The 14,238-nt window shown below is 66.6% G+C and carries 12 protein-coding genes; 6 read left to right on the plus strand and 6 right to left on the minus strand.

Annotated features, from left to right (window positions below):
* Positions 1-63 precede the first annotated feature (63 nt).
* Both ACHWVH_RS01425 and ACHWVH_RS01430 read right to left on the minus strand, forming a co-directional pair.
* A complete protein-coding gene (locus tag ACHWVH_RS01425) occupies positions 64-2,580 on the minus strand; it encodes an excinuclease ABC subunit A (RefSeq protein WP_394686512.1) in 2,517 nt (838 codons plus the stop codon).
* A 134-nt stretch (positions 2,581-2,714) separates the two neighbouring features.
* A complete protein-coding gene (locus tag ACHWVH_RS01430) occupies positions 2,715-3,356 on the minus strand; it encodes an HD domain-containing protein (RefSeq protein ID WP_394686513.1) in 642 nt (213 codons plus the stop codon).
* 226 nt (positions 3,357-3,582) lie between these two features.
* On the opposite strand from ACHWVH_RS01430, the gene ACHWVH_RS01435 reads away from it, so the two are divergent.
* The 4 genes from ACHWVH_RS01435 to ACHWVH_RS01450 all read left to right on the plus strand — a co-directional run bounded on the left by ACHWVH_RS01435 (position 3,583) and on the right by ACHWVH_RS01450 (position 5,968).
* The gene (locus ACHWVH_RS01435) at positions 3,583-4,044 is read left to right on the plus strand and encodes a GNAT family N-acetyltransferase (protein ID WP_295927210.1); all 462 of its coding nucleotides are present in this window, start codon (positions 3,583-3,585) and stop codon (positions 4,042-4,044) included.
* A 148-nt stretch (positions 4,045-4,192) separates the two neighbouring features.
* The gene (locus ACHWVH_RS01440; protein WP_267105021.1) at positions 4,193-4,453 is read left to right on the plus strand and encodes a hypothetical protein; all 261 of its coding nucleotides are present in this window, start codon (positions 4,193-4,195) and stop codon (positions 4,451-4,453) included.
* 78 nt (positions 4,454-4,531) lie between these two features.
* Positions 4,532-4,954: a hypothetical protein gene (locus tag ACHWVH_RS01445; RefSeq protein WP_295908245.1), complete on the plus strand. Its 423-nt coding sequence runs from the start codon at positions 4,532-4,534 to the stop codon at positions 4,952-4,954.
* A gap of 66 nt (positions 4,955-5,020) precedes the next feature.
* The gene (locus tag ACHWVH_RS01450; protein WP_394686514.1) at positions 5,021-5,968 is read left to right on the plus strand and encodes an XVIPCD domain-containing protein; all 948 of its coding nucleotides are present in this window, start codon (positions 5,021-5,023) and stop codon (positions 5,966-5,968) included.
* A gap of 338 nt (positions 5,969-6,306) precedes the next feature.
* Here ACHWVH_RS01450 and ACHWVH_RS01455 read toward each other — a convergent pair whose 3' ends face one another.
* Positions 6,307-7,197 carry a restriction endonuclease gene (locus tag ACHWVH_RS01455; RefSeq protein WP_394686515.1) on the minus strand — a complete coding sequence of 297 codons (891 nt, stop codon included), beginning with the start codon at positions 7,195-7,197 and terminating at the stop codon, positions 6,307-6,309.
* 303 nt (positions 7,198-7,500) lie between these two features.
* On the opposite strand from ACHWVH_RS01455, the gene ACHWVH_RS01460 reads away from it, so the two are divergent.
* On the plus strand, positions 7,501-7,953 hold the full coding sequence (locus tag ACHWVH_RS01460) for a hypothetical protein (protein WP_394686516.1): 453 nt from the start codon (positions 7,501-7,503) through the stop codon (positions 7,951-7,953).
* Between the two features lie 114 nt (positions 7,954-8,067).
* Complete coding sequence (locus ACHWVH_RS01465; RefSeq protein ID WP_394686517.1) at positions 8,068-9,651, plus strand: pre-peptidase C-terminal domain-containing protein; 1,584 nt, start codon at positions 8,068-8,070, stop codon at positions 9,649-9,651.
* 339 nt (positions 9,652-9,990) lie between these two features.
* Here the strand turns inward: ACHWVH_RS01465 and ACHWVH_RS01470 are convergent, their stop codons facing one another.
* The 3 genes from ACHWVH_RS01470 to ACHWVH_RS01480 form a co-directional block, all read right to left on the minus strand.
* Positions 9,991-12,141, minus strand: coding sequence for a diguanylate cyclase (locus ACHWVH_RS01470; RefSeq protein ID WP_394686518.1), 2,151 nt, complete (start codon positions 12,139-12,141; stop codon positions 9,991-9,993).
* 363 nt (positions 12,142-12,504) lie between these two features.
* Entirely contained in the window at positions 12,505-13,740 is a 1,236-nt protein-coding gene (locus tag ACHWVH_RS01475; RefSeq protein WP_394686519.1) for a hypothetical protein, read from the minus strand.
* A 310-nt stretch (positions 13,741-14,050) separates the two neighbouring features.
* A partial coding sequence (locus tag ACHWVH_RS01480; RefSeq protein ID WP_394686520.1) for an adenylosuccinate synthetase occupies positions 14,051-14,238 on the minus strand: 188 nt, incomplete at its 5' end.

Below are 14,238 nucleotides of genomic sequence, written 5' to 3' on the forward strand. Positions count from 1 at the left end.
TGCATTCCGGCATGCCCTCGCCGTGTCAGAACTGACGAAGACCACGCGCCGCGACGTGCGCGCCTACCCCGCCAATTCCGCAGCCAGGAAAGGCGCCGTTCGGCTGCCTGCCCGCGTCGCCACAACTTCCGGCACACCTGCCGCCACGACCTTGCCGCCCGCCCCGCCCGCGCCTGGCCCCATGTCGATGATCCAGTCGCTGGCCGCGGCCACGCGCATGTCGTGCTCCACCGCCACCACGGTGTTGCCGGCCTCCACCAGCCCATGCAACTGCCGCAGCAGCGTGTCCACGTCGGCCGGATGCAGGCCGGTGGTGGGTTCGTCCAGCACATAGACGGTGCCGTGGCGCTGCGCGCGCTGCAGCTCGGTGGCCAGCTTGATCCGCTGCGCCTCGCCGCCGGACAGCTCGGTGGCCGGCTGGCCCAGCCGCAAGTAGCCCAGCCCCACCTCCACCAGCACCTGCAGCGGCCGCGCGATCGGCGCATCCTCGGCGAAGAAATCCAGGGCCTGCGCCACGGTCATGCGCAGCACCTGCGCGATGCTGTGGCCGCGCAGTTCGATCTCCAGGGTCTTGGCGTTGTAGCGCGCGCCATGGCAGGTAGGGCATGGCGCATACACGCTGGGCATGAACAGCAGTTCCACGCTGACCGCGCCCTCGCCTTCGCAGGTCGCGCAGCGGCCCTTGGCCACGTTGAACGAAAAGCGCCCGGCGTCGTACTTGCGCTTGCGCGCTGCCGGCGTGGCCGCAAAACGCTTGCGCACATGGTCGAACAGGCCGGTGTAGGTCGCCAGGTTGGAGCGCGGCGTGCGCCCGATCGGCGCCTGGTCCACCTGCACCAGCCGCCGCACGTGCTGCAGCCCGTCGGCGATGTAGCCATCGGTGGCGACACGCGCACCGCGCTCCAGCGGATCCAGTTCCTCCTCCGCCTCGGCCGGCGCCTGCCCCAGTTGCGTGCCCAGCAACTCCACCAGCGCCTGGCTGACCAGCGAGGACTTGCCCGAGCCGGACACGCCGGTGACCGTGGTGAACACGCCCAGCGGGATGTCCACGTCCAGCGCGACCACATTGTTGCGGCTGACCTCGCGCAACTGCAGCCAGCCCTCCGGCGTGCGCGGCGCATGGGCGGCGGCGTGCGGTTCGACGAACAGGTAGCGGCGCGTGGACGAGGCCTGCACCTGCGCCAGTCCCGCCGGCGGACCGCTGTACAGCACCTGCCCGCCGTGCTCGCCGGCACCAGGGCCGACATCGACGATCCAGTCGGCATGGCGGATCACGTCGATCTCGTGCTCGACAACGAACAACGAATTGCCCGCGCCCTTGAGCTGGTCAAGCGCGCCCAGCAACGCCTGCGTGTCGGCCGGATGCAGGCCTGCCGACGGCTCGTCCATCACGTAGACCACGCCGAACAGTTGCGAGCGGATCTGCGTGGCCAGGCGCAGCCGCTGCAGTTCGCCCGGCGACAGCGTCGGCGTGCTGCGCTCCAGGGTCAGATAACCCAGGCCCAACGCCTCCACCACCTGGATCCGCGCCAGCAGGTCCTGGGCGATGCGCTGCGCGGCCAGCGCCTGCTCCGGATGCCGAGAGCGGCCCTGCATGCGCCCCTCGGCCGCGGGGCGCAACAACTCGGCCACCTCGCCGAGCGGGCGCTGCGACAGTGCGCCGATGTCCAGCCCGGCGAAGGTCACCGACAGCGCCTCGCGGCGCAGCCGCTTGCCGTCGCAGCTGGGGCACGCGCTGCTGATAAGGTACTGCGCCACGCGCCGCTTGATCAGCGCGCTCTGCGTGCTGGCGAAGGTGTGCAGCACATAGCGGCGCGCGCTGCTGAAGGTGCCCATGTACGCCGGCTCCTGCTTGCGCTTGAGCGCGCGCTGAGTCTCGGCCAGGGTGAAGCCGGGATACACCGGCACGGTCGGCTGCTCGTCGGTGTACAGGATCCAGTCGCGGGTCTTCTTCGGCAGCTTCGCCCACGGCACGTCGACGTCGTGGCCGAGCGTGGTGAGGATGTCGCGCAGGTTCTGCCCGTGCCAGGCCGGCGGCCACGCCGCCACCGCCCGCTCGCGGATGCTCAGCGTGCGGTCCGGCACCATCGACGCCTCGGTGGCGTCGTAGATGCGCCCCAACCCGTGGCAGGTGGGGCAGGCGCCGGCCGGCGTGTTCGGCGAGAAGCCATCGGCATGGATGATGCCCTGCCCCGGCGGATACGTGCCGGCACGCGAATACAGCATGCGCAGCGCGTTGGAGATGGTGGTGACGCTGCCCACCGACGAGCGCGTGCTCGGCGCGCCGCGATGCTGCTGCAGCGCGACCGCTGGCGGCAGACCGTCGATGGCGTCCACGTCGGCGACGCCGGCCTGGTCGATCAGGCGCCGCGCATACGGCGAGATCGAATCCAGATAACGCCGCTGCGCCTCGGCGAACAGCGTGCCGAACGCCAGCGACGACTTGCCCGAGCCGGACACCCCGGTGAACACCACCAGCGCATCGCGCGGCAGCTCCACGTCCACGTCCTTGAGATTGTGCTCGCGCGCGCCGCGGACGCGCACGAAGCCGGAAGCGGCGAAAGCGGAAGGCGTGGACATGAGCAGGACCGGCGACGCGAAGGAGCGCGCAAGCTTAGCCGGTCGGCCGCCATGATCGCGTCGCGGCGGCGACGTGGCAGCGTGTCTGTCCGTCATCGGCGCAGAACAGCGCGCCGTCGCCGGTAACGCAGGTCTCAGCGCAAGGCAGGCGCGGCCAGCGTGCCGGCGTCCTCGTCGCGCGCAGCCAGCGCCTGCATCTGCGTCACCGCACTGGCGAAGGCGCGCAGCACCGCCACCCCGCGTTCGGCGTAGATCGCATGCAGCGCCTGGTAGTACCACAGCGTGCCGTCGCGGCCGGCGGTGAAGCGTTCGAACACCGCCGTACCGACCTCCGGGTCCTCCAGGTCGGCGACGATGCTGCGCGCGTTGTAGAGCTTGTCGCAGGCCGACACCAGCAGCACCGCGTCCGGCGCCTCGGCCAAGTGCGCCAGGTACGCCTGCTTGCGGATGCGCCAGTCGCGGCGCTTGGCCGGCACGTCCGTGGGCACCGCCTTGCGCTCGGCCGTGGCGTCGGTACACGCCATCACCATGTCCGCCACCGCCTCGCCGAACTGCGCGCGGATCACCGCCTCGTGGCCGGCGCCGCAATCCTCCACCACGTCGTGCAGCAGCGCCGCGATCGCCTGGTCCTCGTCGCCGCCGGCCTCCAGCACCAGCGTCGACACGCCCAGCACGTGGCTCAGATACGGCACCGTGCCGCCCTTGCGGAACTGGCCGGCGTGGGCGATGCGCGCGTAGTCCACGGCGCGCGCGTAACGTTCGGTGAGAGCGGTCATGCGGCGATCCTGACGGAACAGTCCGGCATTATCGCCAAACTTGCCGACGTGAGCGCGTGGAGACGCGGGTGGACGTGGCTGCCGTTCAAGCCGCGTGCGGCGTCCCATTGCATGCGTGATGGGCCGACAGCCCGCACGGACGCGGCTGCCGCGCAGCCCTGCCCTGGTCCAAGCGCGTTCCCCGCTTACACTTCCCTGTTCCCGCACCACCGCAACGCTCGCACGCATGAACGTCCGTCATCTCGACCGGCACGCCCCGGAACTGCCGCAGATCGCCGCCTGGTACCACGCGGCCTGGGGTCGCGAGGCCGGCTTCTCGCTGGACGACGAACTGCGCCAGCTCCAGCGCGCCCCGGATGCGCACGGCCTGCCGCGCGTGCTGGCGGCCTTCGACGGCCGTCGACTGATCGCCGCCGTGCAGCTGAAATACCGGGAAATGGACGCCTTCCCGAAATACCCGTACTGGTTGGGCGGCATGTACGTCGCCGATGCCTATCGAGGGCGCGGCATCGCCGGTCGCCTGCTCGCCCATGCCCTGGCAGACGCCGCGGACCTGGGCCTGGACGCCCTGTACCTGCAGACCGAGCACTTGGACGGCGGCCTGTACGCACGCCACGGCTGGCAGCCCGTGCAGGAAGCCGATTCCTACGGCACCCGCGTGTTGCTGATGGTCCGCCAGGTCGGCTGAGCCAACGCCAGCGGGACCCGGGGCGCCTGCACATTACTTTTCCCCCGCGCCGCGTTAACGTGGCGCTTGGAAAGATAGGGCGTCAGCCACCAACCGACCGCTCGATCGACAGACACGCATGAACGCAGCGCCGAGGATGCAACCCACCATGATCACCGACACCGTCCACGCCGTGGACGACACCGCTACCGACAGTGCCCCGACCCCGCCCGCTCGCCGAGCCGCCGTCTCCGGCCGCGCCGCCGCGCACAGCGTGTACCGCTCGCCGCTGTCCGCCGACGACGCCAGCGGCGACGCGCTGCGCCTGCGCGAACAACGCGCCAAGCGCGCGGCACAGGTCGCCGCCGTCGGCACCGTCGCCGCCCTGGCTGCCGTGGCCCTGATCGCCTGGCGTCGCGCGCGGCGCTGACCGCGCAACAGCCCGAGACGCATCCGGCATCATGCGCCGAGCAGGAAGCTCGCCACCGCCCACGCAAGGAACGTCCTCATGACGCCATGGCACCGCATCGCCCAATTCGCCGGCCTGGCGCTGGTCGCCAGCGCCTGCAGCATGCCCGCCGCCGCCCGCAAGACACCCATGGCCTCGGCGGTGCTGCGCGTCCCGGCCGACCTACCCAACCAGCGCCTGTTCGACTGCGCCGAATCCAGCATCGCCACCCTGTCGGAGACGAGCAGCTCCTGGCCCAAGGTCACCCGCGAAGACCCGGCCAAGGGCATCCTGGAATCGGGCGACTTCCCCGAAACCAACCGCAGCGGCTTTCGCCTGCGCCTGGAGCGTCCACCGGGCGCCAACCAGGCCAAGCTCGCCCTCAAGGGCGCCGGCGCCTATTTCGTCGACCTGGGCGTCGACAAGGCGATGCAGGATCTCAAGACCGCGTTGGATCGCTGCGTCGCCACGCAGCCGCTGTGAGCCGAACGACCGGAATACGACAGCCCTGATTCCCCCGTCGAGCATCGACCAAGGAAGGACACGACCATGCCTAATTACGCCATCGAAGCCCGCTCGCTCGGCGTCATCGGCATCGCCGGCCACGCCTTCTGGGTGCTGCGCGAAGAACACGGCAAGGCCGTGGCGGAACTGCACGGCCTGGCCACCGATCGCCAGACCGGCCAGGCCATCCCCATCGGTACCGACCAGACCCGGCACTCGCTGCGTGCCTGGCACTACCCGCACGATCCTGCCTATGCCCGCTCCATCGGCGAGAAGGTCGACAGCACCACCTACATCCGCGACGACCAGCCGGCGCGCACGGTGGCCACGGGCGACAAGCACGAGATCCTGGAGCGCTGGAATACCGCGGTGCGCGCCGTGCCGGAACTCAACGCCCAGGACCGCGACTATCCGAACTACGGCTTCAAGGTCTTCGGCGACACCGTCAACAGCAACTCCGCCTACCGCACCTTCGGCGAGCTGATGAAAGTGCGCGTACAGCGCTTCCCTGGACGCCTCGAACCGGGCATCGGCCACCGCATGCTGTCGCCGGAACGCACCGAGGAACTGCGGTATCACGCACCGGGCGAACAGAAACAACAACGCGCGCCAGCCCCCGCGGCCGATCCCACGCGCACCGACCATCCCGATCACACGCTGCTGCAGCAGATCAGCGACAAGGTCCAAGGCCTCAACGGCCCTGGCCAGTTGAACCCGGCCGACAACGACCGCGTCAGCGCCAGCCTGTACGCCCTGGCCAAGCAACATCACTTCAGCAGCGTCGACCAAGTTGCGCTCAGCCAGCAGACCGCAACCGCTGCCGCAGGCAAAACATCTTCATCGTGCAGGGGCTGCCAACGATCCGGCCATGCAGCGTGCGCACATGTCAAAGGCGTGCCTCACCGCCGAGTACAAAGGCTAATCACGAGGCTGGATGCAACATCGACTCAGGATTCAGAAGTACGAACGATGCTGTATCCGTCTTTGCTGTAGAGACCATTGAGCCTTGAATCCAGCGCACACATGCGAACGGAGTAACCCAAAGCGAATAGGTGATGGAAGACTTTCCTGACACCCCCCCAACTCGATCTGGTTTACGCTTCGATTGGCGCCAGTACCCGGCTGTGCAACCCGAAAGGCCACTCTACCTGTATCGCGGCGCTTTACTCTTCAGTGGTACAGCCGGACGCCGTTAAGGTGCTCGAACCAGAAGCTCGTATCTATACGTGTCACGTGCATAGCAACTCCCTGAAGTAGGCCCCGGTTTCCAGCTAGCCGCCCAGCACAACAGGCGCTCCCAGCGAAAAAAAGACCAAGTACGAAATCCGTCCTTACTCCTCCCCAGCCAGGAACCAAACAGGCTTGAGCGGCAGACGCACGCGGGCAACGTCGTCGAGCTGAGCATAGTGCGCCGTCCACAACCCCAGCAGCTTGCGCGCATCGATCAGGCTGATGCGCCGATGCGACTGCCGCGCCTCATAGTCCGCGTCCTTGGTGAAGCCGGACAAGGCCACGAACAGACCCACGTCGCCCTCGCCGAGGACGGCCATGAAGCTGCGCAGACCCATCACGTCGATGCGCGGGGAGTTGGCGTTGCGCTTGACCTGAACCTTGATGCGTGGCGGCCGAGTGCCGAGCGGGTCGTTGTAGGCGATGATGTCGGTGCCTCCGTCCTTGCCGGGCGGGGCGATCCAGGCGACGTGGTAGCCCATCGCCTTCAGCAGCGAGCCGACCAGTTCCTGGAAATCGTACGGCGGCATCGCCGCCAGATACGCCTCGATCTCGGTCCAGGCCATCTCCTCGGCTTCTTCCAGGGTGATGGTGGCCGAGCCTTCACCGAGTTCTTCCTCGCACTCGTCGTCCTCCACGGGGTCCGGCTGAGCGCTCTTCCATTTCCGATAGAGCTGGCCGACCGCGCGGGTGAACTGTTCCGGGTCGGGATAGGTCTGCAAGGCGGCTTCGCCATCAGGCGTTAGGGTCCAGATGCCCTTGTCCTTGACCATCCAACCGGCCTTCACTGGCGCCACGGTGCTGAACCGCACGATCTTCTCGAAGCGGCGGCCGCCGGTCTGGTAGTCCCCTGCCTCGTACTCGGTCATCGTGACCTGCTTCGCCAGCACCTCCAGCGCGTCGCTGGCCCGCATTCCCTCCGGCTGCGCCTTAAGGATCTGGAACAGCATGCGGATCAGCTCGCCTTTGCGGCGCTTGGTGATGTTGGCCATCGGCTCTCCATGTCTGCGGTGTATTGGCGAGGGGCGCAGGTGCAATGATAGCTGCCTTCGCATCGCTCGAACTTCCAGCCAGGCTTCGCCGTACAGGTGTGCCGTCGAAGCGGAAGCGTCTGCTGCACCCTCATGTCCCGAGGATCCGGATACAGATAGGCGACAAGATCCTTAACTTTGCAGCTTCGTGTTGCAGTCGGGTATCGCACAGGCGCCTCTAGCGCTATGATCCGGCAAGCTTCGCCTCAGTGGCTGGCCTTTACGCCTACTGACTCAATTCAACCCATGTATTGCGAGGATGCGATGGACCGCGCACTGCAAGAAGAAACGGTGGATCGGCTGCGGCGGACGGTGGAGAGGCTGGCGCGTTCCGTAGGCACACCAGACTGGGGATCCTCATTGGCCGACGTTGCGAGGGAAGTCGCAGCTGCGTCATCTGCTGCGCTACCGAGTAGCGATCACCCATTGCATCAACGTGCTGTCACAGACCTTTCCACTCTTCAGGAGACGCTCTCCGAGGTCGTGGTCACCATGAGCGATCCGCAGCGCTTTCAGACGCTGCTCGCTTCGAAGGGGCAGATACCAGAAGTGATGCAGCAGCATCTTGCACTGATGGAGGCGCTGGATCGGGCGCTCAGCTGCATCGTGGGACTCATGCAATACGACGTCCACGACCGCTACCTGCTCGATTCAGAAGACGGCTTCATGATCTCAAGCGGCAGCATGAGCTATGGACGCAGCCGCTTTAGACGCTAGCCGTTCGCCACGCCCTGTCAACACCAAACACAAGGATTGCCCATCCTGGGCAGTGAGCACGGGCCATGAACCCGATGCTATCGCCGCGTTGTAGCGATACAAGGAGACGTAATCGTGACATCGAGAATGCGTGCATTATTGCCTATTGGCGCCCTGCTCATAGCAGGTTTCGCCATGCCAGTGCCATCCCACGGGACGAATGTCGAGTCCAAGACGTTTCCCGAGCCAGCGCTCCTGGACAAGGCAACTCAATTTTCCGATCAGTTGGTGCGAGAGCGACCTGAACTTCAGCTCCTTCTCAACAAGCTCGGCCTGCGATACCTGCATCAGCTCGACCCTGATACGGTCTACCAGCTCAATACGCGTACAGGCGAGCTGACACGATTGAGCCGCGCACAAGCCGCGTCAGGGAAGGACGCCAGCCCAGCGGGAATCTTTTGGGGATTCGGCACTCCCGCAGTGCGCATCTCCGGTGGAACCAGCATCAATGGCGAGGCCAGCACCACCGTGACTTGCCCGTTTTCGGCCCAGACCGCGGAAGTCAGTGGCTTTATGGCCTCCACCGTCTCCCGCGACCCAGTGGCGGGCGTACGCAACGGCACGCTCGTCATCGACAATGCCCTGGACAGTAAGGCGCAGGTGAATTTCAGCATCCTGCGCTTGGCCGGCGGTGCACGCAATTCTGCCAACCGCACCACCCTGGAGTCCGTCCACACCGGCAGTTGCGGCGATGAAGTCCGAGTCAACACCCTGGTGACCACATGGCCGCCAAATCGCGTAGAACTGGCGATCGACGATACGGGGTCCATGGACACGCAACTCAGTGGCGTTAAGTCGGCGCTCGCCAGCTTTGTGGAGAACAACAATAGCGGTGAGCAACAGCGCGCCACGTCGTATGAGTTGATCAGCTTCAAGGATGCGCCGACGCTACGGCTCCCCAATACCGAAGACACTGCCGCTGTGATCAATGCCGTGCAAGGACTCACCGCGAGCGGCGGAGACGACTGCCCAGAAGACTCGTTGGGTGCGGTCTCCCTTGCGCTTTCGCGTCTCGGAGAGGATGAGGACTCCGAAGGATCAGTGATTCTGGCTACGGATGCTTCGCCGCACTCCGGCGACGTCGATGGCTTGATTGCCCAAGCCCGCGCCAATGGAACACGTGTACATGTGTTGCTGTCGGGTGATTGCGTGGCCAGCGCGACCGGACGAACTCGGGCTGCAAACGGAAATAGCAACGAGTCCATTGCGGCAACCCCATCCTCCCGCGACGTATTCTCGCGGATTGCACAAGAAACCGGAGGCTTGTACTTCTATGCGCCAAACGCCACCTCTGAGGTTTACGCAGATCTTCTTGGAGAGATCTTCCAAAGTGTGACGGAGGGAATTACCACGCTTGAACCAGCCGTACCACTGACCGGCTTGGAAGGCGCAGCGGGCAGCGACAGCTTGTTCCGCGTGGAAGTTCCGACCGGCACAAGCAACTTGCGTGTATTGAGCTACGGCGGCACTGGCAATGTGTCGCTCTACATGAAGCGCGGAAAGATCCCCACTGTCACGGACCATGACATGTTTTCTACACGTCCTGGCAACAACGAGACACTGAACCTCGCTGCGCCTGTCGCTGGCACCTACTACATCAGGCTGAGAGGAGAATCGGCGTATACCCGCGTTTCACTGCAAGCCAGAGTGACCAAATAGAGCGTCCTTTCTCATCAAAAGGAGAAGGCCCAATGGGCCTTCTCCACTTATTACCACGAGACTGCATCCTCTTCCCTGCGTGACACACACACCGATGCCGAAGGTCCACGCACCACGAAACGGAGCCATACAAAATTGTATGAAGAAGCGCGGCCAAGTGCTTACAAGCTACTGCTGCAGTAGCAACGTCCTTATCAAACTCCATTAGCCAGTGCATTTTCAGAACACGCGGCCGGCTTGAGATCGAGCAGAAGCAGGCCACGTCTCCTTGGCCGGTAGCAGGCAGGCCCACGACAACAGGATCTGCGCCCGGCTGCGCATTGCGAATCACACCGCCCCCTACCCCACCACAAACGCCACTCCATCTCCCCCGCCCCCCGTCTGCCGCAGCCGGCCTTCCGCCTCCAGCACCTCCAGCGACACATCGGCGCCGAGATCTGTGGCCACCCCGTCCAACGTCAGCCCCACCCAACGATCGCGGCCGGCGTGCTTGGCGCGGTACAGGGCGGCATCGGCGATGCGCAGGCTCAGTGGCCAGTCGCCGCCGGGGTGGGCGGGAAACAGGCTCACGCCCATCGACACGGTGAGGGCGATGCGGCCGGTCGGGCGCACCAGCGGGTCGGCCTGCAGGCGCTCGCGCAGGCGGCGGAACAGGCGCGGGGCGTCGGCCAGGGTGCCGCCGGGGCAGATCCACAGGAACTCTTCGCCGCCCCAGCGGGCGATGATGTCCGAGCTGCGAGCGCACTCGCGCAGCAGATCGCCCAGTCGTATCAGGGCGTGGTCGCCGCCTTCGTGGCCGTGCAGGTCGTTGACGCGTTTGAAGTGGTCGATGTCCAGCAGGGCGATCAGCAGCGGTTCCTGCGTGCGCTCGGGCGTCGCTGCAGCCTCGCGCGCCTGCAGCCAGGCGGTGACGTAGCGGCGATTGCGCAGGCCGGTGAGGGCGTCTTTCTCGCTCTGGCGACGGATGGTGGCGGCGAGCTGTTCCAGTTCGCGGTGCTGCGCCTGGATCTCCTCGTTCTTGCGCGCCAGTTCCGCGTTGATGCGCCGACGCGCGCGGCCTTCGCGCACCTTGAGCAGGAAAAAGCCGGCCAGCGCCAGCAGTGCGGCGAGTAGACCGTAGAGCACGCTGCGCTGGCGCTGCGCGCGCGCCTGCAGTTGCGCATACGCCGCCTGTTCGGCGGCGCGGGTGCGGGCAAGTGCGGCCAGTTCGCTGTTCTTGCGCGCCAGGTCAACCGCCGATTCGAGCTCGGCGATCCGGGTCTTGGATTCGACGTTCACCGCCTTGTCGTTGACCGCCTTGTACTCGCGCATAAGAGCAAGCGCCTCGCGGTCGCGGCCGAGTGCGTCGAGGTTGTCGATCATGCGCGGGTACAGTTCCAGCCGCCGGGGGACGTTGTCCCACTGCGTGAACATCTGCCGCGCGCGCTCGAACGCGGCGGCCGCAGCGTCGCGTTGGCCGAGATCGGCCAGCACGTTGCCGAGCGTGGAATAGACGATGCCTCCCTCGCCATGATCGCCGCCTGGCGCGGCCCCCTCCAGCATCGCGGCCGCTTCGCGCAACAAGGGCAACGCCTCCCGCGGGCGATGCTGCAGCGCGAGCACGTTGCCCAGGTTGTTCAGCAATCCGATCAGCGACGTCTTGCCATCGGCACGTCCCGCCGCCAACGCCTGCCGGTAGATCGCTTCGGCACGTTGCAGTTCGTTTGCGCCCTGATAGGCCGTGCCCAGGTTGTTGAGTATGTCCGCGCGCGTCAGGTCCTTGTACGGCATCGCATCGTAGGCAGCGAGCGCACGCTGGCCGTAGGCGATCGCCTTTTTCCATTCGTGGGCATAAATGAACACGCCGGTGGCGTTGTGCAGCATGGAGACGTCGTCGGGCTTGCCCAGCGCCTTGACCACACGCTCCGCCTCGAGCAGGGCCGCGATGGCATCGGGCATGCGCCCCTGCTGAGCCGACACCAGGAACACGGTCTGGTTGGCCTTGTATTCCACCGGATCCGGATGCCGACGCACTCTGGACAATGCGATGCGGGCGACCCGCAAGGCGTCGTCCTGCGCACCCATCTTGTAGTAGGAGCGGGCCAGCAGTCGCCACAGCTCGGCGATGTGCGGATCGTACGGTAGTTCCGTTTCCAGCCGCCGCATCTCGCCTTCGAGCTGCGCGATGCGGAGCGCGTCGCGCGGCCGCCAGATCTCGGCATTGAGTTGCGTGAACAGGCGCACCCGCTGTTGCGGCGACAACGGCTGGGCGAGCAGCGCCGAGCCGATGGAGACCACCCTGTTCGGCTGGCCCGCGGCGGCGGCCGCATCGACCAGTTCCAGGCCGAGCGCGATCGAGCCTTGCTTGTCGGCCGCGGCGTCCCAGGCCGGCATGCCCATCTGCAGCGCGGCCGCCGGGTCTGCGATACGCACCGCCGCCACGCAGGCCGGCAACGCCTGCGCCGGTGCGCACCGCTGCATCGCGGCCGCGTGCGCCACCGCGGACGACACCAGCACACTCCCACACAGCAGCATCCTGAGCGACTGCAAGATCAAGCGACTGCGCACTGCCGTTCCCCCCAAGATGCCGCAGCACACGCCGGATCCGTGAATGCGGCGGATATCGTCGCGATCCGGTCCCACGCACGCCGTTGCCGGCGTGCAACAACGCCGACCCGTGCAAGGCTATCGGCCACACGGGCGATTTCTTGAGCTCCATCCCATGCAAGAAGCTACGTTACTCACGCTATACCTGCACGCGCCTGCGCCAGGGCGCACCGCGATCAACCCCTCTCCCACCGGGAGAGGGGTTGGGGTGAGGGTCCGAGCACGCAGCACATCCATGCATCCCCCAGCTCCAACCCCCAAGTCCCATCACAGCGGCGTCAGCTGCCTGAGCTGCGCGTCATCGGGAAACGTCTGGACGCGGTAACGCGGCGGATACAGCGGCGGCTGGGGCTCCATCAGGTCGCCGAACGCGGCAACAGCCTCGTCCCAGGACACCAGGACGACCGCGTCCTCCTCGGCGTCGTCGCGCGGGACGACCAGGGCGATCCGGTCGGCTCTGGGCAACAACGTATCGACGCCCTTGGTCCAGGTGCAGAGCGAAAACTGCCGCGCGCCGTCGTCGCGCTCCTGGTAGACGCTGAACGATGCGACGAAGATGTCCTGGTCGGTCGCGTCGTGGAGCTTGTCCAGCGCCGCCTTCTGATCGGCATAGGCAGGCGCGTCCAGCAGCCGGCGCAGGTCCGCCTGGCGCTGGCGGTGCTCGGGCGACGCCAGCGCGAACGGCACCATGCGGCGTGCCTCGTCGTAGGTGAACACCAGCGCGGAGACGTTGCGGCCCTGCGCGGCTGCTTCCACGCTCAGTTCCAGCATCGCGCCGATGGCGGCGGCGTCGCGATCGCCCACCACCAGCAGGCAGTCGCGCGCCGGCAGCATGAACAGCGGATTGCCCGCCACCGGTACGCGGTACAGCACGTCGGGCAGCAACGCGCGGCTGGTGTCGTAGGCATCCTGCCATGCGCCGCGGAACACGCCCGGCGCGACTTCGACGAAATGGTCGGCGGTTGCATCGCGCAGGTTGTCGCGGGCGATGGCCAGGCCTTCGTCCAGGGTGATCCCCCATGCCGCGCGCGGCCCCTGGAACAGCGTGGAGATCGTATCCGGCAGATCCAGCGCCAGCAGCTCGACGCAATCCTCGGCGATGTCGCGCCATGCATATGGGAATGGCGCATCGAGGCCTTTCTCCAGCAAGTGCTCCAGCCGCAGCTCCTCGAACATGCCGCGATTGCGGATCACCGGCATCAGCGTCGCGCGCACCTCGTCGAATGTCTTTTCCCGGCCACTCTCTTCCTGCGCGTTGAGCGAGGACGTCACATAGGCGCGCAATGCCTCGGCGCGGCCTTTGCGCGTCGCGGCCCTGTAGGCCTGATAGGCGTTGTGCAGATAGATGGTGTAGCCATTGCCGCCGACCAGTCGGAACGCGTCGGGCTGATAGACCAGCTCCTCGCGATAGCCGCGCGCGCGCAGGGCATCGGTGTACAGCCTGGCGAAGGCGTCGGGGCTGGGCGTGCGGCGGAACAGCGTGTCGAACAGTGCAGCGAACATCGGCGGTCGTCCTTGTCGAGTGGCGGCATGCGGGCGCCGCGCGGAATGCTAGCGCAGCTTTGCGGCAGCCGCAGATGGACGCGGACTGCAGTGTCCGCAACGGCACTCCGGCAACTCCGATTGCATCGAACAACCAGAAAGCGCGCGCACGCTGCTCGGTCAGCTGTCCCTCCCACGTGCATGCACGGCGCACCGCATTACGCGTATCAGTGTGCGGCGCGAAATAAAAAGCCCCGCTGTCGCGGGGCTTTCTGGAGACTCGGCACGTCCTTCTCCCGCATGCGGGAGAAGGAGTCACGTGCTGCCCGCCTCAGGCGAACGGATCCTGCAGCACCATGGTGTGCTCGCGGTCCGGACCGGTGGAGACGATCGAGATCGGGCAGCCGGCCAGTTCCTCCAGCGCACGCAGGTAGGCGCGGGCGGCGGGCGGCAGTTCGTCCCACACGGTGATGCCGTGGGTGTTCTCGCTCCAGCCCGGGAACTCCAGGTACACCGGGG

Source organism: uncultured Xanthomonas sp. (assembly GCF_964278005.1).
Lineage (GTDB): Bacteria > Pseudomonadota > Gammaproteobacteria > Xanthomonadales > Xanthomonadaceae > Xanthomonas_A > Xanthomonas_A sontii.

What these genes read in the sequence shown, in the direction of transcription:
- ACHWVH_RS01440 (WP_267105021.1), top strand. Translation starts at nt 4,193, where the DNA reads ATGATCACCGACACCGTCCACGCCGTGGACGACACCGCTACCGACAGT.
- ACHWVH_RS01450 (WP_394686514.1), top strand. Translation starts at nt 5,021, where the DNA reads ATGCCTAATTACGCCATCGAAGCCCGCTCGCTCGGCGTCATCGGCATC.
- ACHWVH_RS01475 (WP_394686519.1), bottom strand. Translation starts at nt 13,740, where the DNA reads ATGTTCGCTGCACTGTTCGACACGCTGTTCCGCCGCACGCCCAGCCCC.
- ACHWVH_RS01455 (WP_394686515.1), bottom strand. Translation starts at nt 7,197, where the DNA reads ATGGCCAACATCACCAAGCGCCGCAAAGGCGAGCTGATCCGCATGCTG.
- ACHWVH_RS01425 (WP_394686512.1), bottom strand. Translation starts at nt 2,580, where the DNA reads ATGTCCACGCCTTCCGCTTTCGCCGCTTCCGGCTTCGTGCGCGTCCGC.
- ACHWVH_RS01460 (WP_394686516.1), top strand. Translation starts at nt 7,501, where the DNA reads ATGGACCGCGCACTGCAAGAAGAAACGGTGGATCGGCTGCGGCGGACG.
- ACHWVH_RS01445 (WP_295908245.1), top strand. Translation starts at nt 4,532, where the DNA reads ATGACGCCATGGCACCGCATCGCCCAATTCGCCGGCCTGGCGCTGGTC.
- ACHWVH_RS01435 (WP_295927210.1), top strand. Translation starts at nt 3,583, where the DNA reads ATGAACGTCCGTCATCTCGACCGGCACGCCCCGGAACTGCCGCAGATC.
- ACHWVH_RS01430 (WP_394686513.1), bottom strand. Translation starts at nt 3,356, where the DNA reads ATGACCGCTCTCACCGAACGTTACGCGCGCGCCGTGGACTACGCGCGC.